The 26,224-nt window shown below is 69.5% G+C and carries 27 protein-coding genes and 1 pseudogene; 16 read left to right on the forward strand and 12 right to left on the reverse strand.

The window, feature by feature from the left end:
* The 4 genes from AWZ10_RS39785 to AWZ10_RS39800 all read left to right on the forward strand — a co-directional run.
* On the forward strand, positions 1 to 1,162 hold a 1,162-nt coding region (locus tag AWZ10_RS39785), incomplete at its 5' end, for an FtsX-like permease family protein (RefSeq protein WP_341846115.1).
* Positions 1,163 to 1,623: 461 nt separating this feature from the next.
* Complete coding sequence (locus AWZ10_RS39790; protein ID WP_046702623.1) at positions 1,624 to 2,319, forward strand: type 1 glutamine amidotransferase domain-containing protein; 696 nt, start codon at positions 1,624 to 1,626, stop codon at positions 2,317 to 2,319.
* 532 nt (positions 2,320 to 2,851) lie between these two features.
* Positions 2,852 to 4,339, forward strand: coding sequence for an APC family permease (locus AWZ10_RS39795; RefSeq protein WP_060893502.1), 1,488 nt, complete (start codon positions 2,852 to 2,854; stop codon positions 4,337 to 4,339).
* A 10-nt stretch (positions 4,340 to 4,349) separates the two neighbouring features.
* Complete coding sequence (locus tag AWZ10_RS39800; protein WP_046702621.1) at positions 4,350 to 5,309, forward strand: hypothetical protein; 960 nt, start codon at positions 4,350 to 4,352, stop codon at positions 5,307 to 5,309.
* Between the two features lie 146 nt (positions 5,310 to 5,455).
* On the opposite strand, the gene AWZ10_RS39805 is transcribed toward AWZ10_RS39800, so the two are convergent.
* The 4 genes from AWZ10_RS39805 to AWZ10_RS39820 all read right to left on the reverse strand — a co-directional run bounded on the left by AWZ10_RS39805 (position 5,456) and on the right by AWZ10_RS39820 (position 8,572).
* Entirely contained in the window at positions 5,456 to 6,421 is a 966-nt protein-coding gene (locus AWZ10_RS39805; protein ID WP_060893503.1) for a YihY/virulence factor BrkB family protein, read from the reverse strand.
* A gap of 95 nt (positions 6,422 to 6,516) precedes the next feature.
* Positions 6,517 to 7,473 carry a polyphosphate kinase 2 gene (gene ppk2, locus AWZ10_RS39810; RefSeq protein WP_046702619.1) on the reverse strand — a complete coding sequence of 319 codons (957 nt, stop codon included), beginning with the start codon at positions 7,471 to 7,473 and terminating at the stop codon, positions 6,517 to 6,519.
* A 146-nt stretch (positions 7,474 to 7,619) separates the two neighbouring features.
* Positions 7,620 to 7,862, reverse strand: a complete 243-nt coding sequence (locus AWZ10_RS39815) for a DUF6411 family protein (RefSeq protein ID WP_046702618.1) — start codon at positions 7,860 to 7,862, stop codon at positions 7,620 to 7,622.
* 185 nt (positions 7,863 to 8,047) lie between these two features.
* A complete protein-coding gene (locus AWZ10_RS39820; protein WP_060893504.1) occupies positions 8,048 to 8,572 on the reverse strand; it encodes a MarR family winged helix-turn-helix transcriptional regulator in 525 nt (174 codons plus the stop codon).
* A 127-nt stretch (positions 8,573 to 8,699) separates the two neighbouring features.
* On the opposite strand from AWZ10_RS39820, the gene AWZ10_RS39825 reads away from it, so the two are divergent.
* The 4 genes from AWZ10_RS39825 to AWZ10_RS51965 all read left to right on the forward strand — a co-directional run bounded on the left by AWZ10_RS39825 (position 8,700) and on the right by AWZ10_RS51965 (position 12,243).
* Positions 8,700 to 9,215, forward strand: a complete 516-nt coding sequence (locus tag AWZ10_RS39825) for a YceI family protein (protein WP_046702616.1) — start codon at positions 8,700 to 8,702, stop codon at positions 9,213 to 9,215.
* A gap of 774 nt (positions 9,216 to 9,989) precedes the next feature.
* Positions 9,990 to 10,697 (forward strand): AraC family transcriptional regulator, encoded by a 708-nt coding sequence (locus AWZ10_RS39830; protein WP_159014910.1) that lies wholly within the window; start codon positions 9,990 to 9,992, stop codon positions 10,695 to 10,697.
* A gap of 151 nt (positions 10,698 to 10,848) precedes the next feature.
* A complete protein-coding gene (locus AWZ10_RS39835) occupies positions 10,849 to 11,250 on the forward strand; it encodes a hypothetical protein (RefSeq protein ID WP_046702615.1) in 402 nt (133 codons plus the stop codon).
* A 69-nt stretch (positions 11,251 to 11,319) separates the two neighbouring features.
* Positions 11,320 to 12,243, forward strand: coding sequence for a hypothetical protein (locus tag AWZ10_RS51965; protein WP_159058533.1), 924 nt, complete (start codon positions 11,320 to 11,322; stop codon positions 12,241 to 12,243).
* 84 nt (positions 12,244 to 12,327) lie between these two features.
* Here AWZ10_RS51965 and AWZ10_RS54575 read toward each other — a convergent pair.
* The 5 genes and pseudogenes from AWZ10_RS54575 to AWZ10_RS39860 form a co-directional block, all read right to left on the reverse strand.
* Positions 12,328 to 12,579 (reverse strand): annotated as a pseudogene (locus tag AWZ10_RS54575) (IS200/IS605 family accessory protein TnpB-related protein); the annotation flags it as partial.
* A 126-nt stretch (positions 12,580 to 12,705) separates the two neighbouring features.
* Positions 12,706 to 13,131, reverse strand: a complete 426-nt coding sequence (locus tag AWZ10_RS39845; RefSeq protein WP_046702613.1) for a DUF6003 family protein — start codon at positions 13,129 to 13,131, stop codon at positions 12,706 to 12,708.
* A gap of 515 nt (positions 13,132 to 13,646) precedes the next feature.
* A complete protein-coding gene (locus AWZ10_RS39850) occupies positions 13,647 to 14,870 on the reverse strand; it encodes a phospholipase D-like domain-containing protein (protein WP_060893506.1) in 1,224 nt (407 codons plus the stop codon).
* Between the two features lie 361 nt (positions 14,871 to 15,231).
* Positions 15,232 to 16,065 (reverse strand): transposase, encoded by an 834-nt coding sequence (locus AWZ10_RS39855; protein ID WP_052769454.1) that lies wholly within the window; start codon positions 16,063 to 16,065, stop codon positions 15,232 to 15,234.
* 180 nt (positions 16,066 to 16,245) lie between these two features.
* Positions 16,246 to 16,416, reverse strand: coding sequence for a hypothetical protein (locus tag AWZ10_RS39860; protein ID WP_037697218.1), 171 nt, complete (start codon positions 16,414 to 16,416; stop codon positions 16,246 to 16,248).
* 146 nt (positions 16,417 to 16,562) lie between these two features.
* On the opposite strand from AWZ10_RS39860, the gene AWZ10_RS49155 reads away from it, so the two are divergent.
* Positions 16,563 to 16,736: a CsbD family protein gene (locus AWZ10_RS49155; RefSeq protein ID WP_078935109.1), complete on the forward strand. Its 174-nt coding sequence runs from the start codon at positions 16,563 to 16,565 to the stop codon at positions 16,734 to 16,736.
* Between the two features lie 492 nt (positions 16,737 to 17,228).
* Positions 17,229 to 17,678 carry an ATP-binding protein gene (locus tag AWZ10_RS39865; RefSeq protein ID WP_046702611.1) on the forward strand — a complete coding sequence of 150 codons (450 nt, stop codon included), beginning with the start codon at positions 17,229 to 17,231 and terminating at the stop codon, positions 17,676 to 17,678.
* A 472-nt stretch (positions 17,679 to 18,150) separates the two neighbouring features.
* On the opposite strand, the gene AWZ10_RS39870 is transcribed toward AWZ10_RS39865, so the two are convergent.
* Positions 18,151 to 19,344: a PP2C family protein-serine/threonine phosphatase gene (locus AWZ10_RS39870; protein WP_046702610.1), complete on the reverse strand. Its 1,194-nt coding sequence runs from the start codon at positions 19,342 to 19,344 to the stop codon at positions 18,151 to 18,153.
* 424 nt (positions 19,345 to 19,768) lie between these two features.
* On the reverse strand, positions 19,769 to 20,515 hold the full coding sequence (locus tag AWZ10_RS39875; RefSeq protein ID WP_060893507.1) for a dienelactone hydrolase family protein: 747 nt from the start codon (positions 20,513 to 20,515) through the stop codon (positions 19,769 to 19,771).
* 101 nt (positions 20,516 to 20,616) lie between these two features.
* On the opposite strand from AWZ10_RS39875, the gene AWZ10_RS39880 reads away from it, so the two are divergent.
* From AWZ10_RS39880 to AWZ10_RS39905, 6 genes are all read left to right on the forward strand, one after another.
* Positions 20,617 to 21,108: a MarR family winged helix-turn-helix transcriptional regulator gene (locus AWZ10_RS39880; protein ID WP_046702608.1), complete on the forward strand. Its 492-nt coding sequence runs from the start codon at positions 20,617 to 20,619 to the stop codon at positions 21,106 to 21,108.
* 394 nt (positions 21,109 to 21,502) lie between these two features.
* Positions 21,503 to 21,979: a nuclear transport factor 2 family protein gene (locus tag AWZ10_RS39885; RefSeq protein ID WP_060893508.1), complete on the forward strand. Its 477-nt coding sequence runs from the start codon at positions 21,503 to 21,505 to the stop codon at positions 21,977 to 21,979.
* Positions 21,980 to 22,560: 581 nt separating this feature from the next.
* On the forward strand, positions 22,561 to 23,022 hold the full coding sequence (locus AWZ10_RS39890; RefSeq protein ID WP_234360925.1) for a hypothetical protein: 462 nt from the start codon (positions 22,561 to 22,563) through the stop codon (positions 23,020 to 23,022).
* Between the two features lie 94 nt (positions 23,023 to 23,116).
* Positions 23,117 to 23,752 (forward strand): DUF305 domain-containing protein, encoded by a 636-nt coding sequence (locus AWZ10_RS39895; RefSeq protein ID WP_060893509.1) that lies wholly within the window; start codon positions 23,117 to 23,119, stop codon positions 23,750 to 23,752.
* 326 nt (positions 23,753 to 24,078) lie between these two features.
* A complete protein-coding gene (locus AWZ10_RS39900; protein ID WP_037697597.1) occupies positions 24,079 to 24,447 on the forward strand; it encodes a BlaI/MecI/CopY family transcriptional regulator in 369 nt (122 codons plus the stop codon).
* A complete protein-coding gene (locus AWZ10_RS39905; protein WP_060893510.1) occupies positions 24,444 to 25,355 on the forward strand; it encodes a M56 family metallopeptidase in 912 nt (303 codons plus the stop codon). The genes AWZ10_RS39900 and AWZ10_RS39905 overlap by 4 nt, the downstream gene beginning before the upstream one ends.
* Before the next feature lie 99 nt (positions 25,356 to 25,454).
* On the opposite strand, the gene AWZ10_RS39910 is transcribed toward AWZ10_RS39905, so the two are convergent.
* Complete coding sequence (locus tag AWZ10_RS39910; protein WP_052769453.1) at positions 25,455 to 26,156, reverse strand: DUF5134 domain-containing protein; 702 nt, start codon at positions 26,154 to 26,156, stop codon at positions 25,455 to 25,457.
* Positions 26,157 to 26,224 lie beyond the last annotated feature (68 nt).

Consider the following 26,224-nt stretch of genomic DNA (forward strand, 5'->3'; position numbering starts at 1 on the left):
GGCCGGCGGGCGTCTGTCCGGGATGGCGCGCCGGGCTCTCGGCCTGCGGGTGCCGCCCGCGCTGGTCCTCGGCTGGCACAGGGCCTTCACGCGCCGACCGCGCACCCTGGCCACGATCGCCCGCCTCGCCCTGCCGCTGACGCTGATCGTGATGGCGATGAGCGCGTGGACGACCATCGACCGCTTCCACAGCCGACCGGAGCAGGTGGGCCTGGCCGCCGCGCTCACCGTGCGCGCCGACGACGGCCTGAGCGTCTCGGCGACGCGGGCCCTCCTGGCGCGCAGTCCCGAGGTCACCGCGGCCTATCCGGGGCTGGAGGTGGCGGCCCTCGTACCGGGCCAGACGGCCACGATCGCGCTGCGCGGCCTCGGCACCGACGAGGATCCCTACCCCTACACGCTCGCTGAGGGCCGCCCCGCCGGGGGACCTGACGAGGCGGTGGCCGGGCAGGGACTCCTCGACCTGCTGGACGTGCGGGTCGGCGACTGGGTGCGTATGACGGTGGGCGGACGTCCCCAGATCCTGCACATCGTGGGCCGCAGCATCGAACCGGAGAACGCCGGCCGCGTCGTCTCCACCTCGCTCGACACCCTCCAGGAGAACGACCCCGAACTCCGGCCCACGCTCTACCAGGTCCTTCTGCGTGCCGACGCGGATCCGCACCGGGTCGCCGCCGACCTGACCAGCGCCGCGGGCCGAGGGCAGCTGGACGTGCACGCCGTGACGAACCCCGCCGACGGACTGTCGCCGCTGCGCGGTGTCGTCGTCGGTCTGCTGGGCATTCTCGCGCTCATCGGGCTGGTGGAGCTGCTGACCGTCATCGGCGGCACCCTGCGCGAGGGCGAACGGGATCTGCTGGCGCTCAAGGCGATCGGACTGTCGCCGCGCCAGATCACCGCGATCACCGTCACGGCCACGGGTTGTACCGCCCTGGCCGCGATCGCGGTCGCCCTCGCACTGGGCGTCCCCCTCGCACACTGGCTGATCGACGCCCAGGGCCGGTCGAGCGGCATCGGGGCCGGCATCGCGCACGGCCCCTCCCCCCTGGCACTGTCCGCCTTGGGGGCGGCCTCGGTACTCGGCGCCCTGACTCTCGCGGCTCTCCCCGCGGCCCGCGCCTCCCGTCACCGCCTCGCGGACACACTCAGCGCGGTGACGTAACGCGCTTCACGCTCCACCGGGGTTGTCGGGGCACTCCGCTGCGACCTGGGCGCACTTCCCGTCCACTCACGCATACGCCCGTCGGCTGTCGGCTGTCGTAAAGCCGCAGTCGACGCTGCGGTCGGCCGCTGAATTCAACCGCCGCACCGGTTCGGAAACAACTCTCAAGAAGAGTCCTGCTGACGCATATGGCACAGGCGTGGAAAGCCTGTCGTTCGTACGCTTCACGACAGGGCTCCCGTTCTTCATCTGCTGCCGCTTTCCCGATCACCCGCTTCGTCACGGCCGTTTCCACTGCGATTGCACAGCGGAAACGGCATCTCCGCAGGCGTCTTCATCGAGTAGCCGGTGAGAGGATGGATTTTCGCTGACCCCACGACAGATGGACGAATCCGGGCAGAGACGAGCAGCGGGATCGGCTCGCGCAGCGCCCGTCACAAGCCCCTTACAGAAGGACACACATGTCCCGCACGAACCGCATTCTTGTCATCGTCACCAGCGCCGGCGAATACCAGACCGTCGGTTTCCGCACCGGCCTGTGGCTGGGCGAACTGACCCACTTCTACGACGTCGCCGAAGCGGCCGGCTTCGAGCTCACCATCGCGAGCATCGACGGCGGTCCCGTACCGATCGACCCGGAGAGCCTCGCCCACAACGTCCTCGGTGACCTCGGCACCGACAAGCGGTACGCCGACCGCGAGTTCATGGACAAGCTGCGGCAGACCATCGGTGTGGCGCAGGTCGAGGTCGATGACTACGACGCCATTTACCTCACCGGAGGCCACGGCGTGATGTTCGACTTCCACCAGAGCGAGGCCCTGGAGACCCTCATCGCACGGTTCTACGAGAGTGGGCGGATCGTGTCGGCCGTCTGCCACGGGCCGTGCGGCCTGCTCGATGTCACGCTGACCAACGGCGATCCCCTGGTGAAGGGCAAGAATGTCACCGGTTTCTCCTGGCGCGAGGAGGAACTGGCTCAGCGGGCGGAGGCCGTTCCCTACAGCCTTGAGGAGCGGCTCAAGGAACTCGGAGCGGTCTACAGCATCGCCGACAAGCCCTTCGCCACCTATGTTGTCGAGGACACCCGGCTGATCACCGGGCAGAACCCCGGCAGCGCCAAGGCAGTCGCGGAAGCGGTCGTCCGGCAGCTCAGTTGAGGGAACCAGCCCCGCAGACGACCTGACAGCACCTCGGGACACCTTTCCCCGAGGACCTTCGTACCTCTCACCCCCAACCATCGCCGCACGAAGCAGGTGGCCTGGCCGCCCAGCCCGTCGCCGGTCGGTCCACCTGCTCATGCGATGCGCGTGCCGACACTGCGGCCGCCCGTCCGGAGGCGGGTGTGGGTGCCCTGCGCGCACCATGTGCGAGGCCGTCATGACCAGCCGACCGCGCGGCGGGCGGCCCACGGCCGGGACAGTGAAATCTTCACCAACTCAGAACATTACCCACCAGTCAATCTTGAACCATCAAACAACGCGGATATCATCACTCGCACACACGGTGTGATCATCTCTCGCACACGGTGTGATCATTCGTCGCCGCTTGCCGGCGCACGATGCGCTCCTCCATTTCCACCCCGGGCCCGTAGCCCTCCCCCTCCGGGCCCGAGGCAGCGTCACCCCCACGTCCTCCACGCCGGCGGCCCATGGCGTCCGCCCGTCGTGCCCTCACAAAGGCAGCGCATCGATGAGCAACAACAGGGGCCGAGGGCTGCAGGCCAATGTCCTCGGCACGTTCGACACGGTGGTCATGGCGGTGGCAGGCAGCGCGCCCGCCTATTCGATCGCCGCGACCACCGCCGTCCTCGTCGGTGCGGTCGGCCTCGCGAGCCCCGCCGCGTTGCTGTACTGCGCGATACCCATGCTGGGCATAGCCCTGGCCTTCAGTTACCTCAGCCGCATCGACGTCAACGCGGGGGCCAGCTACTCCTGGGTGGGCCGCACACTCCACCCCTTCCTCGGATTCCTCAGCGGCTGGGCCCTGGTGATCTCCGCGACCATCTTCATGGTGGCCGGCTCGCTGCCCGCGGGCGCGATGACACTGTCCCTCTTCGACGCGGACCTGGCCGACAACACGGCGCTGGCCACGGCGGTCGGCGCCTTCTGGTTCCTGGTCATGCTGTTCGTCGTCCTCGGCGGCGCCCGCCTCACCGTCCGCGCCCAGCTCCTCATGTCGGGCGTGGAGCTCGTCATCCTGGCCCTGTTCGCCGTGCTCGCGCTGCTCCACGGCGACAGCGCCCGGTCCTTCGAATGGTCCTGGCTGGGCTTCGGTCAGTTCGACGGGGTGAGCGGCTTCGCATCCGGTGCGTTGATCGCCGCCTTCTACTACTGGGGCTGGGACGTCACGAGCAATCTCAGCGAGGAGACCCGCGACAGCCGCCGCACCACCGGTCTCGCCGGCCTGATCGGCGTCGGCATCGTCTTCCTGCTGTTCGAGGTCTTCACCATCGCGGTCAACGTCATCCTCACCGACACCCAGATCCAGGAGAACGACGCCAACGTCCTGGCGGTACTCGGCGAGGAGGTATGGCCCGGCCTGGGCGGCAAGCTGCTCATCGTCGCCGTGATGCTGTCCACCATCGCCACCCTGGAGACCACCCTCATCCAGGTCACCCGCTCCCTGTTCGCGATGGGCCGCGACCGCACGATGCCCGAGGCCCTCGGCCGCGTCCACCGCACCTGGAACACCCCCTACGTGGCCATCGCCGTGGTGGGTGGTGTGGCGCTGGTGATGTTCGTGGCCTCCAACGCCCTCGGCTCGGTCGGCGAGATCCTCGCCGACGCCATCTCCGCGATCGGTCTGCAGATCGCCGTCTACTACGGACTGGCCGGCCTCGCGGTGGTCGTCGCCTACCGCAGAATGCTGCTGAAGTCCGTGTCGAACTTCGTCTTCGGCGGGCTGTGGCCACTGTTCGGCGCCCTGTTCATGTTCTGGGTGCTCGTCGAGTCGCTGGGAGAGCTGAGCAGTGCGTCCGTGACGATCGGACTCGGCGGCCTCGCGGTCGGTGTGATTCCGATGCTCTGGTACTGGCGTAAGGGCAGCGAGTACTACCGGCCCGCTCCGCTCGACGCCGCCGAGGCCGTCGAGACGGATGCCGCCGCAGGCGACGCCGCGGCGGCCGCGGCGGAGGCCGGACGGTCCCATGCCCATGAGGGTCTCCCGACCGACTTCTGAGAGGGACCCGATGGCGCGAGAACGATTCACTCCCGATTTCGACTCCGACTGCGGTGACGCGCCCCTCACCTCGGCCCGGCAGGACATCGTCATCGGCCGCTGGCAGGGCCCCCGGGACCTGCTGCGCAGGACCGGCCCGGCGTGGGTCGCCCGCGGCCACCGGGTCCGGATGCTCGCGCAGGCGTGTGCGGGCAGTTCGACCGTGGAGTCCTGGCTCGCCGCCGAGCCCCGCAGCGCCGACGCCCTGACGCTGCGGGCCGCCACCGAGACGGCGCGGGCCTTCAACCTGGCCATCACCGCGGGCCGGGGCGTACCCATCGATCCGCGGCGCATCGATAGCGCGGCGGTGGCCTGCTTCGAGGCCGCCGAGGCGTACCCCGACGACCCGACGCCCTGGATCTCCCTGATCTCCGTGGCCCGGCTCTACGGTGGCGGGGTGCGCCGCCAGGAACTGGCCCGCTGGTGGGACGAGTTGTACGACCGCGACCCGTTCAGCGTGGAGGGCCACCTCCAGGTGCTGCACTACTACTCGTCGCGCTGGCACGGCTCGCACGGCCTGATGTACGACTTCGCACGGGACGCGGCCGGTGTGGCCCCGGCCGGGTCTCCGCTGCCGGTACTGGTGCAGTACGCCCGGGTCGAGGAGTACCGCACCCTCCAGGAGGAGAGCCGGGTGCGGCCCGCCGGTGTCGGCATGGGACAGCACTGGAGCCACGACGGCGCCGCCGCCGACGTACGGCGCACCTGGCAGCGCTGGATCACCGGGCGCGCGGAGGGCCCCCCTCCCCCCGGAGAGATACGCGACCTCAACTACCTGACGCACGCGGCCTGTTCGGCAGGCCTGACGGACATCGCCGGATCACTCTTCAACATCATCGGACAGCACGCCACCCGCACCCCGTGGTCCTACACCGGCGACCCGGTGCGCCAGTTCACGAAGGGACGCAAGGACTGCCTGCCGCGCGGCTGAGGTGCGGCGTCAGCGGGCGCGGGCGGTCCATGTCCGGCGAATGGCGGCGGAGAAAATCCACGGTGGCCCAACAGCGCTTCGGAGCGGCAGCCCCGACTCGACCGCACGATGCCGCATCGCCCGCAGAGCACATCCCAGGGCCGGGGTCACGGCCCCGGCCCTGGATCCGGCTGCACGGCCTCAGTGATTCCGGCCCGCGCCGCTTCGAGCTGAGCGGCGAACGCGATGCCCAGGAACAGCGCCACACCGGTCAGGTTGGCCCACAGCAGCAGGGCGACGAACGCCGTCAGCGGTCCGTAGACGGCGCCGAACGATCCGCTCTTGGCAACGTAGAACGCCAGCAGCCACGTGGCCGTGACCCACAGCACCAGGTGGACCGCCGAGCCGAACGCGAGCCATGTGTAGCCCGGCTGGTCCCTGCGTGGGGCCCGGCGGAAGATCACCGCCGACGCGACCCAGGCGAGCGCCACTCCCAGTGGCACTTCGAGGGGCCTCCACCAGTCGAGCAGCTCCCGGGGCCAGTCGAGGGCCTCCACCACCGCGTTCCCGATGGCATCCCCCGCGACGAGCACGAGGAACCCCAGGACCATCGGCATGCCCGCTGCGAGGGCGAGGAGCAGGGACCGCCCGTACTTGGTCAGGAACGGCCGGTCGCGTTCGATGCCGTAGATGCGGTTGGCGCCTCGCTCGACCTGGCCCATCGCCGAGGCGAGGTTGAGGACGGCGAAGGCCAGTCCCAGCCACATGGCGACGGCGTTCCAGACTCCGGAACCGGCGCTGCGCGCGGTGGCGTCCAGAGCGTCCTCGACCAGACTCGCGCTGGCGCCCGGCACGATCTGGCCCAGGGTGAGTTCGATGATCCGCCCCACGCTCTCCGTGTGCACGGTGGTGGCCACGCCGACCAGCGCGATGGTGAACGGCACCAGGCCCACGACCACTTGGAACGCGAGCGAACGAGAGTTGGTGAAGCCGTCGGCGTAGCGGAACCGGGCGAACGCGTCGAGGAGCAGTCGGCGGCCTCCGTAGTGCCTCAGCGCGTTGAGCGCCTCGTCTCCGGAAAGCTCGTCCCCGATCATGTCCCGCGTCTGCGGGACGTGCACGACGGTCCCCATCGCGAACGTCTCCTCCTGTCGTTCCTACGGCCGGACGAGGAACGTGATCTTGCCGCCGGGAGAACCGTACAGCCGAACGAGTGCGACAGTCGCCGTCAGGTGGATTCAGGGTGGCTGCCGGGCCCGCTGGTGCGGTGGGACAGAGGAGTCGGCGAAAGGGTGGTGTCCTCCTCCCCGGGTTCCAGGAGGGTGTTGGCGGCGCCGACGATGAGCGGGTCGGGGGTACCGACCGCCTCGGGATCCTTGCTGGTGTAGTCGATGCGCGACAACAGACTGCGCATGGTCTCCAGCCGGGCGCGACGTTTGTCGTTGCTCTTGACGACGGTCCAGGGCGCGCCTTCGGTGTCGGTGGCCCGGAACATGTCGACCTTGGCCTCCGTGTAGTCGTCCCACCGGTCCAGCGAGGCCACGTCGGTGGGAGAGAGTTTCCACTGACGCACCGGGTCGACCTGCCGGATGGCGAAACGGGTGCGCTGCTCGGCGCGGGACACGGAGAACCAGAACTTGACCAGCAGGATGCCGTCGTCGACGAGCATCCGCTCGAAGGCCGGGCACTGTTCGAGGAACAGCTCGTACTGGTCCTTCGAGCAGTAGCCCATCACGCGCTCCACGCCGGCCCGGTTGTACCAGGAACGGTCGAAGAAGACGATCTCCCCCGCCGTGGGCAGGTGCGCGATGTACCGCTGGAAGTACCACTGCCCCGTCTCCCGCTCGGTGGGCCTGTCCAGGGCCACCACGCGTGCGCCGCGGGGGTTGAGCCGCTCGGTGAGGCGTTGGATCGTGCCGCCCTTGCCCGCCGCGTCGCGCCCTTCGCACACGACGATCACGCGCGCGCCGGTGTCCCTGACCCACCGCTGGAGCTTGAGCAGCTCGATCTGCAGGACGCGCTTGCGCCGCTCGTACTCCGTACGGCCGACCTTGCGGCCGTACGGATGGTTCTCGCGCCAGGTCTTGAGGGGGCGGCCCGTCCCGTCCAGCAGGATCGGCCGCTCCTGCCGGCTGGTGTCAACGGTCAGCCCGTCCAGCAGCTTGTCGGCCTGTTCAGCGTTCATCGCACCACTCTCGCGTGAGCCCGTGTACCCAGTATTGGTGTGGGTGCCCCTCGTCTGTCCAGGACAGACGCCGGCGCCAACGGTGGATGTGGGGAGACCTCACATGCCCCGGGCGGGCACACCGGTCGGCATGACCGTCCGGAGGATCAGAAGGGCATGCGGCCACGGGTGCGGCGGCCGGCCGATCCGCTGCGGGACACGGCACGGGAGCTCGTCCGGAACGGCTTGCTGAGAAGCCGGCCCAGGACACCGGGCGCCTTGCCACCGGCCCTCGATCCGGCGCCGAGCGAACGCTGCGTGCCGCGCTCGGGATGACGGGACAGACGCGGGACGAAGAAGGCCAGCACGGCCAGGACCACACACACTCCGACAACTGCGGCAACGATCACGAGTCGACTCCCTTGACTGGTCGGGAGGACACGAGTGCCCCGTCACGCTCTCTCCATGTGACCGCACCCCGGGCGGCCTGTGCCGGTCGGTCGACGACGGCCCGGCCGGGCGACGGTCCCGCCCTGGCCGATGGGGCCCCACCCGGACTACGGCCGCGACTCGTGCACCAGGTGGCCGGCACAGGTCACGCGGGCTCGTGGCCGGGCGGCTCGGTGGAACGCGCTTCGACGAGATCCGGCAGCAGTCCGCGCAGGGCTTCCCGCTGGGCGGGACCCATGAACTGACCGAGCGCGTCGGTGACCGTCCCGGCGAGCGGGTCGGAGGCATCCTTCAGCAGGCGCCGCGCCTTGTCGGTGAGGGCCACCTGGATGCCGCGCTTGTCTCCGCACACCGACTCGCGGGTGATGAGGTCGGAGTGGTTGAGGCAGGCGATCTGGTAGGTGAGCCGGGTCTTGGGGCGGCCCAGGAGCTCGGCGATACGGGTCATGCGCAGGCCCTCCTCGGGCTGCGCGGCCAGCAGACACAGGATCAGGAACTCGTCGTGGGAGACGCCGAGCCGATCCTTCACGACCGCGCGCAGCCGCTGCTCCACCGCACCCGTCGCGGCCAGCAGAAGCATCCAGGCGTGCAGCTCGGCGGGAAGCAGGCCGTCCCCCTGCGCGGACGGGCATTCGGACAGGCGAGCAGGGTGCTTGTCGAGGTCGGCCATGGGCCAAGTGTAACTGTTGTCCAATTTTGGAGAACGAGGTTGTTCAAATTCGGATAACGGGCTAGCGTCAGTCATACAAATTTGGATGACCTGACCGACTGACCGACTGACCGACTGGAGAAAGACCATGACCGTCGCCGTGGACACCGGACTGTGGCAGCTCGACACCACCGCCTCGACCGTCTCCCTGCAGCACAGGACCATGTGGGGCCTCGTCACCGTGAAGGGCGCCTTCGGCACCGTCCGTGGCCAGGGCGAGGTCCGGCCCGACGGGTCCGCCGTCGGTGCCGTGGCCCTCGACGCCGCCTCCCTGGACACCAAGAGCGCCAAGCGCGACGAACACCTGCGGTCCGCCGACTTCTTCGATGTCGAGCACCACCCTGAGATCACCTTCGCGGTGCGCAGCGCCGAACTCCGGGACACCGACACGGTGCAGGTCGTCGGCCAGCTGACCGTCCGCGGCATCAGCAGGTCACGCTCCCTCACCGCGCACCTGAAGGAGGCGACCCCCGAAGCTCTCACGCTGGAAGCCGAGTTCACCGTGGACCGTGAGCAGTTCGGCATCGGCTGGAACCAGTTGGGCATGATGCGCGGCCTGGCCACGATCACGGCGACACTCCGCTTCGTCCGAGCCGGCGCCTGACACTCGCGGCCACCCTCCTCCCTCCGATGCGGCATGCACGCCAGGCGACGCGACCTGGCCGGAAGACACCGTGAACGGCTCGGCCTGAGCCGAGCCGAGCCGAGCCGTTCACGTATGCCCGATGCGTGGGAGACGTACGTGTACCGGTGCGCCATTTCCCGGTGCGCGTTACAGCACGGACGGCCCGGGAGAAGTGCTTGCGTGAGCATCCACCGCGACGGGTGACGCTCGTCGATCAGCTCCGCCAGGCGGAGCTGCTCTTCGCGGCCTGCGCCTTCCCGTCGTCCGACTCCCCCGGACATCGGCTCTACTGCGCGGCGCACCCGCCGGCCGCCGCCCGCGGGACGACGGCGAAGCGAAGGCCTCCCGGACATCCGTACGCTGGCTGGAACTCCCTCCCGTCCAGCCCCATCTGCCACAACCGTCACAGGAGTTGGCATAGGGCCGGAAGCTCGACGCGGGACACACCCTTTTCAGGAAGCCCTCTGGTTCACCAGCGCCCCGGTGACCTGTCCGGTTCCGATCGGGCCCGGCGAGTCCCGTCCCGCCGGGTGCCAACATGCCTCCGGGCTGCGCGGCGGCCCGTCGGACTGACCCACCGACCACAGGGGGACCCTCATGCCCGATTCAGCATGCCCGGACGGTACTTGGGAGAGTGTGGCCGGACGACCGACGGAGTGTCTGCGACCCGGTGTACTGCGCTATCACGGCTTTCGCGCGCGATTCAGCCGTCCTCGGCGGCGGCTGGAACTGCCCAGCGGGACCGTGACACTCGTGGTCGGGTTCGACGAGAAACTCTCGCTGGACAACGCGCGGGGCCATGGCCCCGCCGTGTACAGCGCGGTCCTCACCGGCGTGCATGCATCCGCCGGTACCGGCGGGCACCAGGGCCGGCTGTCCGGCATGGAGATCGTGATGACGCCCTGGGCCGCGTACTCGTTGCTGGGTGCGGCGATGCACGAGCTGGCCGGCCGCCATCTGGCGGCCGAGGACGTGCTGGGGCGCCGGCTCGACACGCTCGCGGACGCGCTGGCCACGGCGCCGGACTGGCCACGGCGCTTCGCTCTGGTGGACGCGGCCCTCACCGCGTGGAGGGCCGCCGGCAAGCCCTGCTCGCCCCGCGTCGCACAGGCCTGGCACGAGGTGGGCGCACGACGGGGCATCGTCACGACCGACGTACTGGCCGATTCGGTGGGCTGGGGGCGCAGACAGCTGGAGAAACGCTTCCGCGAACAGATCGGTGTGTCCCCGAAGATCGTCGGGCGGATCGTGCGCCTCAACCACGCTCTGCGCGCACTGGCCGCCGGCCGCAGTCCGTGTGAGACCGCGGCAGCCGTCGGCTTCTCCGACCAGGCGCATCTGAGCCGGGAGTTCAAGGCGATGACATCCCTCAGGCCACGCCAGTTCCTGCAGGCGATCGCCGAGCACCGCGTCGTCGAGCGCATCCCCGGGCACCTGACGAGCGTGCTGCTGGAGCACTGACCGGCCGGCTCAGGATCCAGCCGAGGAGCCCGTTCAGGAACTGGCCGTCAGTGCGCATTCCTTCAAGACCACGCCACCGCGCCGCTGCCAGTATGCGAGGCGACGGGCGGACACCAACCAGTCCGTCCGCAGCCCGAAGGGGGAACCATCCATGAAGAAGACCTGGTCCGCGCTGGCGGCCTCGGCTGTCGTCACCACATCGCTGGTCGTCCTGGCCCCGGCCGCCGAGGCCGCGCCCCAGGCGTGTGCCAGAGCGGAACTCCGCACCGGCTACCGGGGCCCTGGCACCGTCGTGAACAAGTCGTCCACGAGCACCTGCAACGACCTCAATCTCACGGCCGCGTACGAGAACAGCTCGGCCACCAGCGACCTGTACGCGGGCTTCTACCGCAACTCCTCCGGAACCTGGATCCGGGGCTCCCGCGGCTACATCCGCGCCTACGACGGCACGCAGAGCCCGTGGATCGTCCTGCTGTCCGACGTCAACAACGGTGTACCGATGAGCGTCGGCAGCTACAACGCGGGCAACGACATCGCCGACGTCGCGCACTGACCCAGCGCGCCTCGGGGCCCGCGCCCGCCGCGAGCCGGGCCCCGACTCCCGTCACAGAGAGGCTTCCCGGTGCCCCACCGCCTCCACCCGGCGCAGTTGGCGCCGGCCGTGCTCCTGATCGTTGCGGTGATCGCCGGATGCTCCGCGTCCGCGAGCCCCGCGCCCGACCGGCCCGACCCGGCCCGTCCGACCACGACGGCAACGCGGTTGTCCCACGCACTCCCCCAGGACCCGGTGCCCATGGTGCTTCCGGCGACCGGCGCCGACACCCGGCTGACTGTGGGTCTGGGCGCATTCGGCCAGACCGTCAGCGCGGCGGTGACCGCACGTTGCACCCACGACGCCGGGCGCCCGCGACCGCAGGGCCCGCCTCCCATGTTCGTCCGGCTCGGTGCGCTGCCGGACCTGGACCTCCTGGAACGCGACGGCTTCAACAGCGGCCCCGCCCCCGATCTGCCGAGCGTCCTGCGGGCCACCGGGAACTCCGCGGAGCCCGGCGCCGCCTCCGCCGACGGCTCCGGCGGCGATTCCGACGCGGTCGTCAGCCGTTGCGGCTCGGCGGGGACCACCGCCGTCCGCAGCCTCGATGCGCTCTTCTCACCCCTGCAGAGCAGGTGGTGGGACGAGCTCGACGCACTGCGCAACCGGCCGCAGGTGCGGCGCGCACTGGCCAAGGTGCCGGCATGTCTGGAGAACCGGTACGACCTGCGGGTGAACAGCGAGGACGACTTCTTCTCCCTGGTCGACGGCCGACTCGCGGAGTATGCCGACGACGCCACCGCTTTCGTACGGGAGGACCGCGAGTTGGCCGGCGCGTACGCCGACTGCATGCGGCCGGTGGAAGCCGTCCGCGAGCCACTGCGCGAGAAGCTGCGCGAACAGTTCGTCTCGGAGAACACCCGCGAGATCGCGGCCCTCCGCTCGAAGTTGGGACCGGCCGTGGAGGAGCTGGAGAAGCGCCACGGGGTCCGCATTTCCTTTCCCACTCCCTGAAGAGCCCGTAGCGGGATCATGAGTGGTCGCGGTCAAGGCGTCAGTGGTCGCGCTTGCGGCGTCTTCGACAACGTCCGGAGGCAAGTCGGCCCGCACGGCAGTCAACCGGTCCTGAAGCACCCGCAGCCACCGCGACTTCGCATGCCATTCCCGCCGGGGCCGGTAATCCCCGGGCGCCTCCTTCGTCCCCTTCTGCCCGACCGGCAGGGACAGCCGGTCCTCGATGGTGCGGACGCCTGTTTCCAGGTTCTGGATGTGCGCCAGCCGGCAGCGGCGGGCCAGCGCCCACTGGTCGTGCGTGGCTTTGGTGATGCTGCCCACCCATTGTGACGACGTGTCAGTGGCGCGCCACCCGCTCGCAACTGCGCCGAGGACGATTCGGCCGGGCCCGGACGCCCAGCAGGTCTCGTCCACGCCCAGGTCGCCGACGGTGTCGACGTAGGCGTTGCGCGCAGCCGTTTGTCAGCCGCTCGCCGCAGCGGTCACCGTCGCGGGATCCACCCCGGTCAGTTCGACGATGCGGTGCGGTGGCACGCCGGCGGCCAGCGCGCGTGCGATCAGGCCGTCCCGGCCGTCCGCGCAGTCGCGGTAGGAGAGCAACTCCTCCTCAACCCGGGCGAGCGGCTCCGGTGCCATCAGGTGGCGGACCCTGCTCAGTTCCTCGTCGCTCAGCGGGACGGGCAGCCGTTCCGCCCCCTCGGGGATGGCCGCGGTCTCCTCCGGTGGCAGCATGCGCAGGTATGGGGACGTGAGCGTGCTCCCCTGAGCGTCCAGCCACGCGCGTACCGCGGGAGTCTCCATGCACGCGAGGTCATCGACGGCGGCCGGGGCCACGCCCAGCGGAGCGGATACGTCGTCGAGCAGGAACAGGTAGGCGTCGTCGGTCATCCTCGGCTCTCTCTCAACGGGGGCAGGTCACATCCCAATACCCCGCCGCGGCAGAATTATCGGCCGAATTATCGTCGGCTCACCGGCGCCGAGTCACCGTGGTGAGGCGCGTCGGTTCACCCGCGGCACACGGCGAATACGCTGCGACGACTTCATGACGTACGCCCCGCTGCGGACCGGTTTCGCTGACCCGGACCCTCGCCGCGCCACACCGACGGGCCGACAGCGACGCCGACGCCGAAGACGGGCCGTACTGGCCGTGTATCGCCGGCGCACCCCACGGAACTCGTGCTGCGCGTCCTCCGGCTCGTCGGCCCGGACGACGTGATGCCCGGACATTCCACCGTCGGGCGATCCCTGCCCGACGGGAGCGGCTACCCGAACGTGCCGAGCCGATCACCGTCACGGCACGGCACGGCACGGCACAGCAGTGTGCGGCTTGACGCCGGTGTCCTGGGAGATGTGGCGTGGCACGTGCGGGCGCCCATGGGGTCGGCGGTGTGGTGGGCGGCAGGTCACAGGAAGCGGCGGATGGGTTGTACGGCTGCTTCTCCGGCTCTCTGCAGGGCGGAGCGTCTCTTCCAGCGGCCGGGCTGGATCGGTTCGCTCACCGTGATGTCCGCATCGAAGTGTTCGTCGAGGGTGGCGGTGAACTCCTCGTCGAGGACGGCGAGCATGATCTCCTCGTCGTGGTCGAGGGAGCGGCGGTTGAAGTTGGTCGATCCGATGAGCGCGGCGACGCGGTCGACGGTGATGACCTTGGCGTGCATCATCGTCGGCCGGTACTGGTAGATCTTCACTCCGCAGGCGGTGAGGTCCTCGTAGTGGTGCTGGCCTGCCAGCCGGCAGACCCGTTTGTCGGTGTGCGGCCCCGGCAGCAAAATCTCCACCCCGACCCCGCGCCGGGCGGCGGCGCACAGCAGGTCGACGAAGTACGCGTCCGGCGAGAAGTAGGCGGTGGCCAGGCGGAAGCGTTCCTCGGCGGATTCCAGCATGACGCGCATCAGGGTCTGCATGTCCTGCCAGCCGAAGCTGGCCGATCCACGTACCACCTGCACGATCGCATTGCCCTGCGGGTGGTGCTCGACGAACCGGTCCCGTTCGTCGAAGAGTTCGTCATGGCATTCGGCCCAGTTCTGCGCGAAGGCCGCGGCCACGCCGTCCACCGCGGGCCCACGGACCTCGACATGGGTGTCACGCCACTCGTTCTCGTTGCGCGCGTCGCCGCACCATTCCTGGGCGATGCCCACCCCGCCGGTGAACGCGGTCTCCTCATCGACGACGAGGACCTTGCGGTGACAGCGGTGGTTCTGTTTGAGCGGTGAGAGGTACAACGGCTTGCGGAACCAGGCCACTTGTACTCCGGCCTGCTCCATCGTTTCCAGTTGCTCGGTCTCGATCAGCCGGCTTCCGAACCCGTCCAGCAGCAGCCGCACCCGCACACCGGCGCGGGCCCGCTCCGCCAGCGCCTGGGCGAACTCACGGGCGATGTCTCCCCTCCAGTACACGAACGTCATCATGTCCACCGTGTGGTCGGCGCGGCGGATCGCGTCCAGCATCGCGGCGAAGATCTCGTCACCGTTGCGCAGAGGGGTGAGGGCGTTGCCCTCGGTCGCCGCGATCCCTATCAGGCGCTCCAGGCGTCGGCGTATCCGCGCGATCCGGTACTCGACGGACGGTGTGCCCGGCTCTTCGGGGACTCGGGGAATCAGCTCGGACGGTTCTCCGGTACTGGCCATGGCATCCCCTATCCCGGAACGCGAAGCGGAAACGTGGGCGGCCGCAGTGCCCGGTCTGGCGTGGGCCGAGCAGCCGGCCGACCGTACCCGGTGCCCACGGCACACGGCCCCGGCCACGGGCACGGGCACGGCCATGAGGGCCGGGCGAGGCGGTGCGGCCCCCAGCTCGGCGACTCCAGGTCCAGGTTCACGGAGACACCCGGACGCCCGCACCGCGCGCCCTTGCCGACGGTCGCCCCACGGGCCTGGCGGACGCGTCTTCCGGTGGGGCGGTACGCATCCACGAAAGGGCCATCCGTAGGGCCCGGCCGTCATGCTGAGATGCTGTTGGTCAATTCGGGCCTGTTGCTTCGCCCCGTGGCTATGCGGCGGGGCGGAGTGCTGTCAGGGGACTGGTGCGGGTGCGGGCTCGTGGTGTGCTCGTGAGCCAGGCGTTGATCCGGATGAGGTTGACGGCGGCGCCGGCGAGCTGGTGCTGGAGGCTGGTCTTGGCCAGGCCGCGGTAGCGGGATGCGCGCAGGTCGCAAACCTGGACCGCCTGGGAGATGGTGCCTTCGACACCGGCGCGGATCTTGTAGCGAGCCTTCCAGTCGTCTGTGGCCTGGACAGCACGGGCCTGCTGGAGGGCGTGGTATTCCTCGCGGGGCCGCAGGCTGAGCTCGCGCTGGATTCCGTTGGGCGAGTTGATGCATCTGGCCCGGTCGAGACAGGACCGGCAGTGGGTCCGGGAGAACCGGACACGGATCATGGGCAGGCCCTCCTCGGAGCGGTTGACGCGCCACGACGTGGTCGTGTGCCCGTTCGGACAGGTTGCCTGCCCGCTGTCCCAGTCGATGGTGAACGCGTCCTGCGCGAACACGGCATCGCCGCGGGCGTGCGGGACGGTCACCGCCTTCACCGGCCCGTGGAGATCGCCCCCGTGATCACGCTGGGCTGCGGTGAGTGAGCCGGCGTTGGCATAGCCGGAATCGACCCGGTGCCCGCCTGGCGACAAGTCCCGCCGGGCCAGTTCCGTATGGACCGCAGCGGCCATCCGGTCGTCGGCGACGCCGGCGACGGTGGTGCACCTGCTCGTGACCGGACGGGGAGTGTCTTCGTCGCACGTTCCGGTGATGTGGACCTTGTAGCCGTCCCAGTTGATGTCGCGCTTCGCACCGCTGCGGGCTTCCAGGTCATAGGGGGTCACCAGGCGCATCACGCCCGGTGGTCGCTAGACCCCTTCGGCTGCATCGACATTCGCACCCGCCCCTACGACAACGTCGGCCTTCAAGACCACAACCGGGTCTTGAAGGCCGACGTCACGCGAGGGCCCGAATCAACCAACAGCATCAGAGTGCTGCGCCGGGCCCTACATGAGGGTGTGGTGCGGGTCAGGTCACCATCGGTACCAGCGGCCGCGGCCACCGGCGGTGTTGGTGGAGCGCATCACGAAGCCCAGCAGCCACAGCACCAGCACGGCGACGGCCACCCACCACAGAATCTTGAGGGCGAATCCCGCGCCGAAAAGGATCACCGCGAGAAGCAGAACAAGAAGCAGGGGAACCATGGATATCAACCTCCTGCGGCTCCGTGTGCCCTGCCAATACCTATCCATTCCTGGGAAGTTCCTTGTTTGTGAAGGATTGGCCAGGGCACACGCGGCTTTACGTTCTACCGCGACAGCGGCACCAATGCCGTGAGGAGGCATGTTTCATGGCTGCCGGCGAAAAGGCCAAGGCAAAGACCGAGCAGGCCGAGGGAAAGGCCAAGGAGGTCCTGGGGCGCGCCCTCGGCAACGACCGCATGGCCGCCGAGGGGCAGGCGCAGAAGAGCAAGGGCGACGCCCGTGAGGCAAAGGAAAAGACCAAGGACGCCTTCAAGCACTGACGCGTCGTACCGGTCGAGGGCCTCTCCGGAAAGGATCCGGGGAGGCCCTCGTCTGCTGCGTCGCGTACCCCACGCCCAGTGCGCTCCAGGTCTCCATCGTCGGCAGTCACCGTCCCTGCCGCGTGGGGCGCCCACAGTGCGTGGGGAGGGACTGGTGCGAGCCCGATGTCCGCCTCGGCTGCTTGGGCCTGGTTGCGGGCTGCGATCAGCATGGTGTCGATGCGGCCAGTCTCCCGGGGCCCGCTCTCCTCCCTGCCGCCGCACCCGCGCCCCCGCTGCCGACCCGGAGAGCGCCCTCGCCGGGCCGGGCCGCCAACTCGCCCCGGCAGACGCGACATTCGATGGGCACGAAACGCACGGTCTCCGGCACTCGCCCCGTACCGATCAGCCAGGACCGCTGAGTGCCTCATGAACAGGCCGACAGCGGGTAAGCGACCTGCGATACCGGCAACTCGTGATGAACGACAAGGAACGATCCACGGGAAGAGTTCTATGGTCACCCCGCTTGAAGACCGGGCATCGGATGAACAGGAATCCGCAGCGCCCCTGCGATACAGCGCCGCCTGGCACACTGCAGACGCATCGATCGCTGACGCACGTACGGCCGTACGCGCGCTGCTGGCCCGGGCCGGCCACGCGCCCCACCACCGGTCGAGCCAGGACGCCCAGCTCGTCGTCAGCGAGCTGGTCACCAATGCGCTGCGCCACGCACCCGGTCCGGGCGGCCTGGCGCTGGAGGTGGCGCCCGATGCCGCCCTGCTCCGCATCGCAGTCAGCGACAGTTCCCCCCGCCCGCCCGAAGTGCGAGCACACGACGCCCGCCGCGTCGGCGGACACGGTCTGCACCTGGTCGCGAGGCTGTGCGACCAGGTGCAGACCGTCGCTCTGAACACCGGCAAACAGGTCGTCGCCCACCTTCACCTGCGCAAGCCCTCCCACTAGGGCCTGTCCGGCGGATCGAGCCGGACAGGCCCTGGTTCCGAGGAGGGCTCAGCGCTTGAGCGTGAAGGTGGAGGTGGAGGTGGAGTCTCCGGAGACCTTGCCGCTCAGCGCTCGGGAGGTCGCACACTGTGTACAACGGCACGTCCTTGCCCAGACGACTTGGTTCGGCGGCACGGGGAAGACGTGGGCCCACATGTCGTACCTCATGGCCACATCGTGAGCCGTGGGAATCCCACTCGTTCACGAGGAGGAGAAGGAAGTCGACTCGTGGTCAAGCGCGATGGGCCCACGAGGTGGCTGGTCCGCTCCCCCGGTGGTGGCGTCCGCGAGCGTCAAGGCTGGGGCGGCGCCGCTGCGGTCGGCCGCAGCGGCGCGGCAGCAGTCCGGGGCGGACGGCCAAGTCCCGTGGCGGTCCCGGACGGTGGCGCCGTAAAGAGGGCGGTGGGCGCAGCGGTGCCGGACGGCGGGCGGCTCATCGCTGCGGTCCCGGCCTGGTTTCCGCCGACCGGTCCTGGTTGCCGTGCCAGTCCAGTATCAGGACCGTGGCGTCGTCCTTGAGGTTGCCATGGCAGGCGTCAAGCACCGCGGCGGTCAGGCTTCGGACGACTTCCCTTGGATGCAGCGCTCGGGTGTCGTGAACGACAGAGACCAGATCGGCGGCTGCGGCACCGCGGTCCTGCATTCCGTCGGTGACCAGAATCAGCCGGTCCCCGGGACGCAGTTGCAGTTCCTGTACGCGGTAGGGGATGGGCGCCGCCACACCGAAGGGCAGGTTGACGGCGAGTTCGACCTCCTCGACGGTGCCGTCGCGCAGCCGAAGTGGCCAGGGATGGCCGGCGTTGACGAGTTCGCACAGGCCGGTTTCGAGGTCGACGCACAGCAGCTGTCCGGTGGCCAGCCCCCGGCTGTGGCGCAGCAGGGCCTGGTGGGCGTGGTCGGCTTGCTTGAGGGCGTCGCAGCCGCTGCGGCGTGCCCGTCTCAGCGCGCCGACCAGCAACGTGGCAAGCAGAGCTGAGTTCGTGTCGTGGCCCATGGCGTCGGTGATGGACAGGTGCAGGGTGCCACGGTCGAGGGAGTAGTCGTAGGTGTCCCCACCGATGTCGTCGGCCGGGACCAGACCGGCTGCGAGGGTGAACTGGGTCGCCTCGCAGCAGGAGGCCGGGGGAAGCAGCTGGTGCTGGATCTCCGCGGCCAGGCTGGTCTCGGTCGTGCGCCGGCCCAGGTGGTAGAGGTCGGTGAAACGGCCGTCCGTGACGATGATGTAGGCCAGTGCGTGCGCCGCGTCGCGAACCTGCCGGAGCACGGCGTCGTCGGCGGACTGCAGGGTCATCTCCAGGACGCCGATGCAGTCACCGCGGTTGGTGACCGGCGTGACGACACGCCGCCCGCCCTGGCCGTCCGGTTCCACATGCTGGCGCTGGCTGCACAGGACGCTGTCGTAGACGCTGCCCTGCAGAGCGATCGGCTCGGCTCGGTCCGCGACGTCGTCGTCGGCCGCGGCGAGCCGTACCAGCCGCTGACCGATGAGGTCGACGAACAGGAAGGACACCCGCTCCGCGCCGAGCCGCTTCTGCAGATCGTGCGCTATCACATCGACGGACTCTCCGGGCGGGGCCGCCTCCGCGGCGGCCAGCAACTCACCCAGTTCCAGATCTCCACCCTCCACGACACCCTCCCATCGGCTGCCGCAACTTCTTCCCCGAGTCTGCGCAACATCACCCATTGCGCACACATTGGCTGGTCAGGGCAGTGAGCCCGGTCGGCGCGAGTAGGTGCCGGGCTGGTCGAACGGCGTCCGCGAGCGGCTCGGCAGCCGGTGCGTCGGCGGCTGTGGAAAGTTGAAAAGCACAGGAAGGCTGGGCGGGACAAACGGTGAGCTGTTCCCGCATCTCGCCGTACCTGGCTGAGCACGGCCCGCCGCGCGGCGACGGCCTGTCAGGCGGACGCGGCTGCGCGGCTGCGCGGTCTGCCCGGTACACGCGATCGCGGCGCACGACCACGATACCGGCTCCCGTCCGCTGCTTCACGACCGGCGGGTGGGCTACGGGCCGCGGAGCCGCGCAGTTCGGGTTCGGTCCCGGTCCGGAGCGTCACCTGTTGGCCAGGGTGCGGTCGAGGAGGGTGAGCAGGCGGTCCCAGTGGCGCTGCAGTGCGGAGGGGTTGAAGGCGTCGGTGTCGGACATGGTGAAGCCGTGGACGGTGCCGGGGTAGATCTCGGAGGTGTGGTCGACACCCGCGGCATCCAGCGCCTGGTCGAGCTCGCCGAGCGCCTCGGGCGTCATGTCGGTTTCGGCGTGGCCGAGGTGGACCTTGGCGGTGATCTTGGAGAGGTGGCGGTGCAGGCTGTCGGGCCCGTCAGCGCCCACGGGACCGTGGAATCCGGCGACGGCGGCCACCTGGCCGGGGTGGGCCGCTGCGGTACGCATCGCCAGGAGGCCGCCTATGCAGTAGCCGGTCACCGCGACCGGTCCGGCGCCGACCTCGGGCCGGCTGGTGAGGAACCTGAGGTAGGCGTCGGCGTCGCTCAGGGCACGTTCGGTCGTGTGCGCCTCGATCAAGGGCATCAACCGGGTCATGACCGCGGGCCGGACCTCTTCTCCGATGTGCTCGGGAAGTTCGATCACCGGAGCCGGGCCGTGCCGGTAGAAGATGTTGGGGACGAGTACGTAGTACCCGTGCCCGGCCAGTTCACGGGCCATCTCCCGCAGCACGGGCCGGATGCCGAAGCCGTCCGTGTACATCAGCACCCCCGGGTGCCGCTCGCCGCGGTCGGGGAAGGCGGCGAAGGCGTCGGCCCGGCCGTCCGTGGTGGGGATCCGCAGTGCCTTGGTGGGCAAGGGCTTCCTTCCTTGGAGTTCACTCGACAAACGTTCGTCTCACTAACGTTTTTGGCGCGAGTGAACGTACATCGTTAGTCGCACTAACGCAAAGGGATAGGATGGGCGCCGTGATCAGAGACGGCGCCGCGGACCTGCCCGACATCGGCGCGCTCAAGACGCCCGACAGACTGCGACGACGGGCGAGCCGACTGTTGTCGCAGGTGTCCGTGCGGTCGGACCGCCTGATCAGCGAGGGGCTGGCCCAGGTCGACGCCCGAAAGTGGCACTACGCCGTGCTCGCCTCGCTGCAGGACATCGGCCCGGGGAGCCAAGCGGCGCTGAGCGAGCGCACCGGCATCTACCGCAGCGACATGGTCGGCGTGCTCAACGAACTGGCCGAGCGTGACCTCGTCGAGCGGGCACCGGACCCGGACGACCGACGCCGCAACATCATCACCATCTCGCCTCGGGGCCGCCGATACCTACCCCGTCTCGACAAGGTCCTGGACGACCTCCACGACGAACTGCTCGCGCCGCTGAGTCCGGCGGAACGCGACCAACTCGTGCGGTTGCTCAGCCGCTTGCTGGACCACCACACGCAGGCCACCTGAACGGCATCGGCATCGGCATCGGCATCGGCATCGGCATCGGCATCAACGCTGGCTGTCGGTGCGCTGTTCTCAGCACAACGCACCGACAGCCGAACCGGCTTCACCTCGGCCGCGAGGGCGGCCGGTGTTTCGAGGTCGTGGTTCCACACCCGGGTCGTGGTTCCACACCCGGCACGACCGCGTCACCACCATGAGCAGTTGCATTCAGGCTGTGCGCTTCGAGCAGCTCTGCCACCTGGCGGCGGTGCGATGCCCGACCGTCGGCGAGGCCGCCGCGCTCATCGGACGAAGCGCACTTCGGACCAGGCCGGGGAGGACTCGTTTCCAGCAGAGGTCGAGGAGGGACCGGACCATGGTGTGGTGCACGCGCAGGTACGGCTGGTAGGAAGCCGAGATGAGCACCAGCGGTCTTGACCCGATGGCTCGTCTCCTCGCGGAGCGCGCCTGCGAACGTTTGATCTTGGAATTCGTCCATCGGCTCGACCTCGGTGAGCCGAGCACGGTCGCCGACCTCTTCACCCCCGACGGCGTCTGGGAATGGCCCTACGACCAGCGGCGGATCGAAGGCCGGGAGGCTCTGAGCGAGCACTTCGGCTCTCGACCGGTAGATCGGCTTTCCCGGCGAATGTGCACGAACATCCTCGTCACCGTCGACTCGCCGGACACTGCCACAGCGACCACCTATTTCGCGACATACCGAGTCGACGGCTACACCGAAGGCGCACTGATCGCGCCCCGGTTGCCTGCGAACATCGGCCACTACCAGGACACCTTCCGTAAGATCGACAGCACCTGGCTCCTGGCGACACGGACCCTCGCCCTGCCCTTCGGCGGGCCCACGGAACGCCTGGACAGTCCCAGCCAGTCCTGATCGAAGGCAACCCTCGGCCCGTGGCACTCCAGCACGGCTCAGTACCCGCAGCGGGCCCGGTCAGGGTCTCCTCGTCCGCGACTTGGACGAGTTCGTCCGGGCCGATCTGGATGCGCCGCGCGATCAGCGTCACTCGGTCGGGCCGGATCCGCGACCAACTCCTGGATGAGCACGGGACGGAGGCTGCGACCTGTCGGTGGTACGGCCCCATATCTCCGACCGGCGTGGTCAGATATCGCTGCCGAGACCGGTCGGGGAAGGCCAGGTCCACGCTCGGCTTCGGCTTCGGCTTCGACGTCGACGAAGGCATCGGCGCCGCGGTGATCCACACCGAACAGCACTCTCCACCGAGCAACTCGCTCACCTCATGGCCAGGATGACAACCGCACCCCGATTCGGGCACGAGCGGCCCACGCCCGGGCAGAGGGCCGACTCCCCGCGAGGATCCGGCAGGCGCACAGTGATCTTTGCCACTAAACAGCTTAGTACATCAGTAGAAATCGCCCTCTCCCCCAGCGCGCCCCACGCCTCCTGGGTACTGTCGATGAAGCAGATCCAGATCGGTCAGTAACGGAGTCCGTGTGAAGGTGGGTTGGCGCGCACGCGCAGGAGGCGCCCTGGGGCGCCTGCTTCTCGTCGTCATGCTCGCTCTGGGCGTCTTCGCGATGCACAGCACGGGACATCCCAGCGAGTCGGCGCACTCCATCATGAGCACCGCGTCCCACTCGACCGCGACGGACACGACGGCTTCGGCCCACGACCCGATGAGCCCTCCCGCCGGCAGAGTCACCGGCGGCCAGGCCGCAGTTGCGTCGGAGTCGGAGTCGGCGTCCTCCCACCAGCCCGCAATGGCCATGGACATGCTGGCGCTCTGCGTGGCGGTCCTGCTCGGCACATGGGTTCTCACCGCGCTCCTCAAGTCGGCGCTCGCCCGCCATCAGGGTTGGCCGGCGCTGCTTCTCGCCCAGGTCGCCGCCGTGTCGCGACCCAACCGCCCGCCACGCGGACCCGATCCCACCCGCCTGTCAGTTCTGCGGCTGTAGGCCGAACCGCTCTCGCGGGCGCGCATCACGCGCGGACCCGCGGCTTCGCCTGCTCCCAAACAGCCACAGAACCAACACCACGAGGTGAATCGACATGACTGCCTTCACACATGCCCTGCGCCGCGGCACCGCCCGCCGCGCTGCCGCCGCGGGCGTCGTCGCGGCCGGCGCCCTGCTCCTCTCCGCCTGCGGCGATGACATGAGCGGTATGGACCACGGCAGCGCCAAGGCCTCGGAGTCCGCGGCCACGGAGGCCGGATCCGCCGACTTCAACGATGCGGACATCACGTTCGCGCAGACGATGATCCCGCACCACGAGCAGGCTCTGGAGATGGCCCGGCTTGCCGACGACCGGGCATCCGACACGAAGCTCAAGGACATCGCCGGCAAGATCGAGAAGGCTCAGGATCCCGAGATCAGGACGATGAAGGGGTGGCTCAAGTCCTGGAACGAGCCGACCGACGTCGAATCGATGCCCGGTATGGACCACGGCAACGGCGACGGAATGATGTCCGACTCCGACATGGGGCACCTCGCGGCCATGAAGGGTGCCGAGTTCGACAAGATGTTCGCCGAGATGATGATCGAGCACCACGACGGTGCCATCAGCATGTCCCAGGACGAGCGGAAGAACGGTGAGAACGCGGACGCCGTGAAAATGGCGGGCGACATCGTGAAGGGCCAGTCCGACGAGGTCGAGCAACTGAAGAGCATCCTCGACCGGCTCTGAGCATCCCCGGCGCGAGCGGACCGGTCGGCTCGCGCCGCCACACCGCGCGTCCGGGGCCCGCAGCACTCACGCTGCGGGACCCGGGCAGCTCCCTCATCGGCGCACCGACCGCACCGACCCGGCCAAGCCTGGCTGTGGCTGTGGCTGTGGCTGTGGCTGTGGCTGTGGCGTGACCGTGACCGTGACCGGCATGGCGATCACAGCCTTCAGGTCCGGGCCGCTGCCCCCGTTGCCCGCCGCCCTCGCGCGACTCACTGCGCAGGTGGGCCATCTACTATGCCCTTGCGTATTCAAGTGCGGGTCGGCGGCGAAGGGGAGTCAGGGCCATGCGACGGCTGGGGGACCTGGAGGCGGAGATCATGGACCGCCTCTGGACGTGGCACCGTCCGGCGACGGTGCGCGAGGTCGTGGACGACATCAACAAGACCCGTCCCGTCGCGTACACCACGGTGATGACCGTGACCAACATCCTTTACAACAAGGGATGGTTGCTGCGGGGCAAACAGGGACGCGCCTGGCTCTACTCTCCGGTGCGCAGCCGTGAGGCGTATGCCGCCGCGCTGATGGAGGACGGCCTGGGCGCGAGCAAGGACCGACCGGCCGCGCTGGTCCACTTCGTCGAGAACATGACCGAGGAAGAGCAGGCCGCGCTGCGCAAGGCATTGCGTACCGTGGGACGACAGGCGAAGTCGTGAACGCGGCTCCCTCTCTCGTCGCCTACACGGCGCTCGTGGGCTTCGTCGCCCCACGCCTCCTCCTGCGGGCCGACTGGCCGCACCGGGCACCCGCCCTGGCCGTGGCGGTCTGGCACGCCCTGGCCCTCTCCTTCGCGCTCGGTACCGCACTGACCGCGTACAACCTGCTCATGCCCACGGAGCACTCGCACGAGGGGCTGTTGGGTCTGCTGCATTCCTGCGGCCTCGACATCGGCTCCGGCGGGTCCCGTCCCGACACCGCGGGCCGACTCGCCGCGGCCCTTCCCGCGGCGTTCGGGGTCGCCCTCACGGGAAGTTTCATCTTCCATGTCGTGCGGGCCCGTCGAGCGCGGTCCAGGCACCGGGAGGCGGTGGACCTGGTGGGCCGCCGCTCCGCCCGGCTGGGCGCCACCGTCCTGCCGTACGACGTGCCCGCCGCCTACTGCCTGCCCGGCCGCCGGCCCAGGATCGTGGTCAGTGACGCGGCCGTACGGGAGCTGACCCCCGAGCAACTCGCGGCCGTTCTGGAGCACGAACGGGCCCACATCGCCGGCCGCCACCATCTGGCACTCGCCGCCGCGGCGGCGTTCCACTCGGTCTTCCCCCGGCTCCCCCTGGCCCGCCTCGCCCGCGAACAGACGGCGCTCCTGCTGGAGATGGTCGCCGACGACCGTGCCCTGCGCGCCCACTCCGACGGGGTCCTGGCGACCGCGCTGTACGAGATGGCGGCGGCCCGGACCCCGAAGGGCGCGTTCGCCGCGGGTGGACAGACGGTTCTGATCCGGATGCGGCGGGTCCTCGGGCCCCGCAGGACTCCGCACCCCGCCTTCCGGGGCTCCATGGCCGCGGCAGCCGCTGCCGTTCCGCTGTTGCCACTGCTGGTCGCCTGCCCGCTCGGCATCGGCTGACGCATTCCTACGGGGTTGGTGTGGCACGACCGCGAGGACTGACGACGGAGGTCAACCAGGATTGACACGAACAGCCCGGTCGTCGAGGGACGTTCACCGTCAGGTGGCCATCATCACCAGCATCGTCGCCATCGGGCCGCCCATGCCGATGTGGCCGGCCAGGCGCACGTTCGGTACGGAGAACACCCCGGGGGTCCGGGGCGCTCGGCGGTGACGGGCCCTCCGGCCCGCCGGAGCGGGTGATCCGCCCGCGTCCCGCATCCAGGCACGTACGGCCAGGGCCACGTTGACCAGGAAGTAGGCGGCCAGAGACCAGAAGGCGACACGCCACAGCAGTGCGGAACCCGAGGTGGCGGCGGCTTCGGTCACGCCGTGGGCGCTCATGCCCTCCATCCCTGCCATGGCCCCGTGCCCGTGCCCGGAAGAGCCGGCCAAAGCGAGCACCGGCCCCGATGCGGCGCCGGGCATGGCCAGCGTCATCAGCACCATGGCGGCGTTGCCGATCACCAGATGAGCGGTGTGCCGCAGATGCCGCACACCGCGCAGGGTGGCGTTCCGTACGGACAGGGCCACGCCCCCGAGACAGAGCGCTGCGAACAGCGCCGCCCACCACATGCCGTACGTCCCGTAGAGAACCGCTGTCGGAGGCGCCGCCATCACGGCCATTCCCCCGCCCATCACGGCCTCGGCCCCCGCTTCGAACCGGGCCCAGCCGCTGACCAGTGCCATGCGCACGAGGTTCCCGACGGCCACCCCCGTGCCCAGCACCACGAGCGTCCAGCCCAGAAAGTGTCCCGTCACGTCGCTACCCTTCGCGGGGGCCGGGGTCGGCTCACCCCTCGTCGACTACTACGTACCTGCTTAGTACG

This window comes from Streptomyces europaeiscabiei (assembly GCF_001550375.1).
Classification (GTDB): domain Bacteria; phylum Actinomycetota; class Actinomycetes; order Streptomycetales; family Streptomycetaceae; genus Streptomyces; species Streptomyces europaeiscabiei.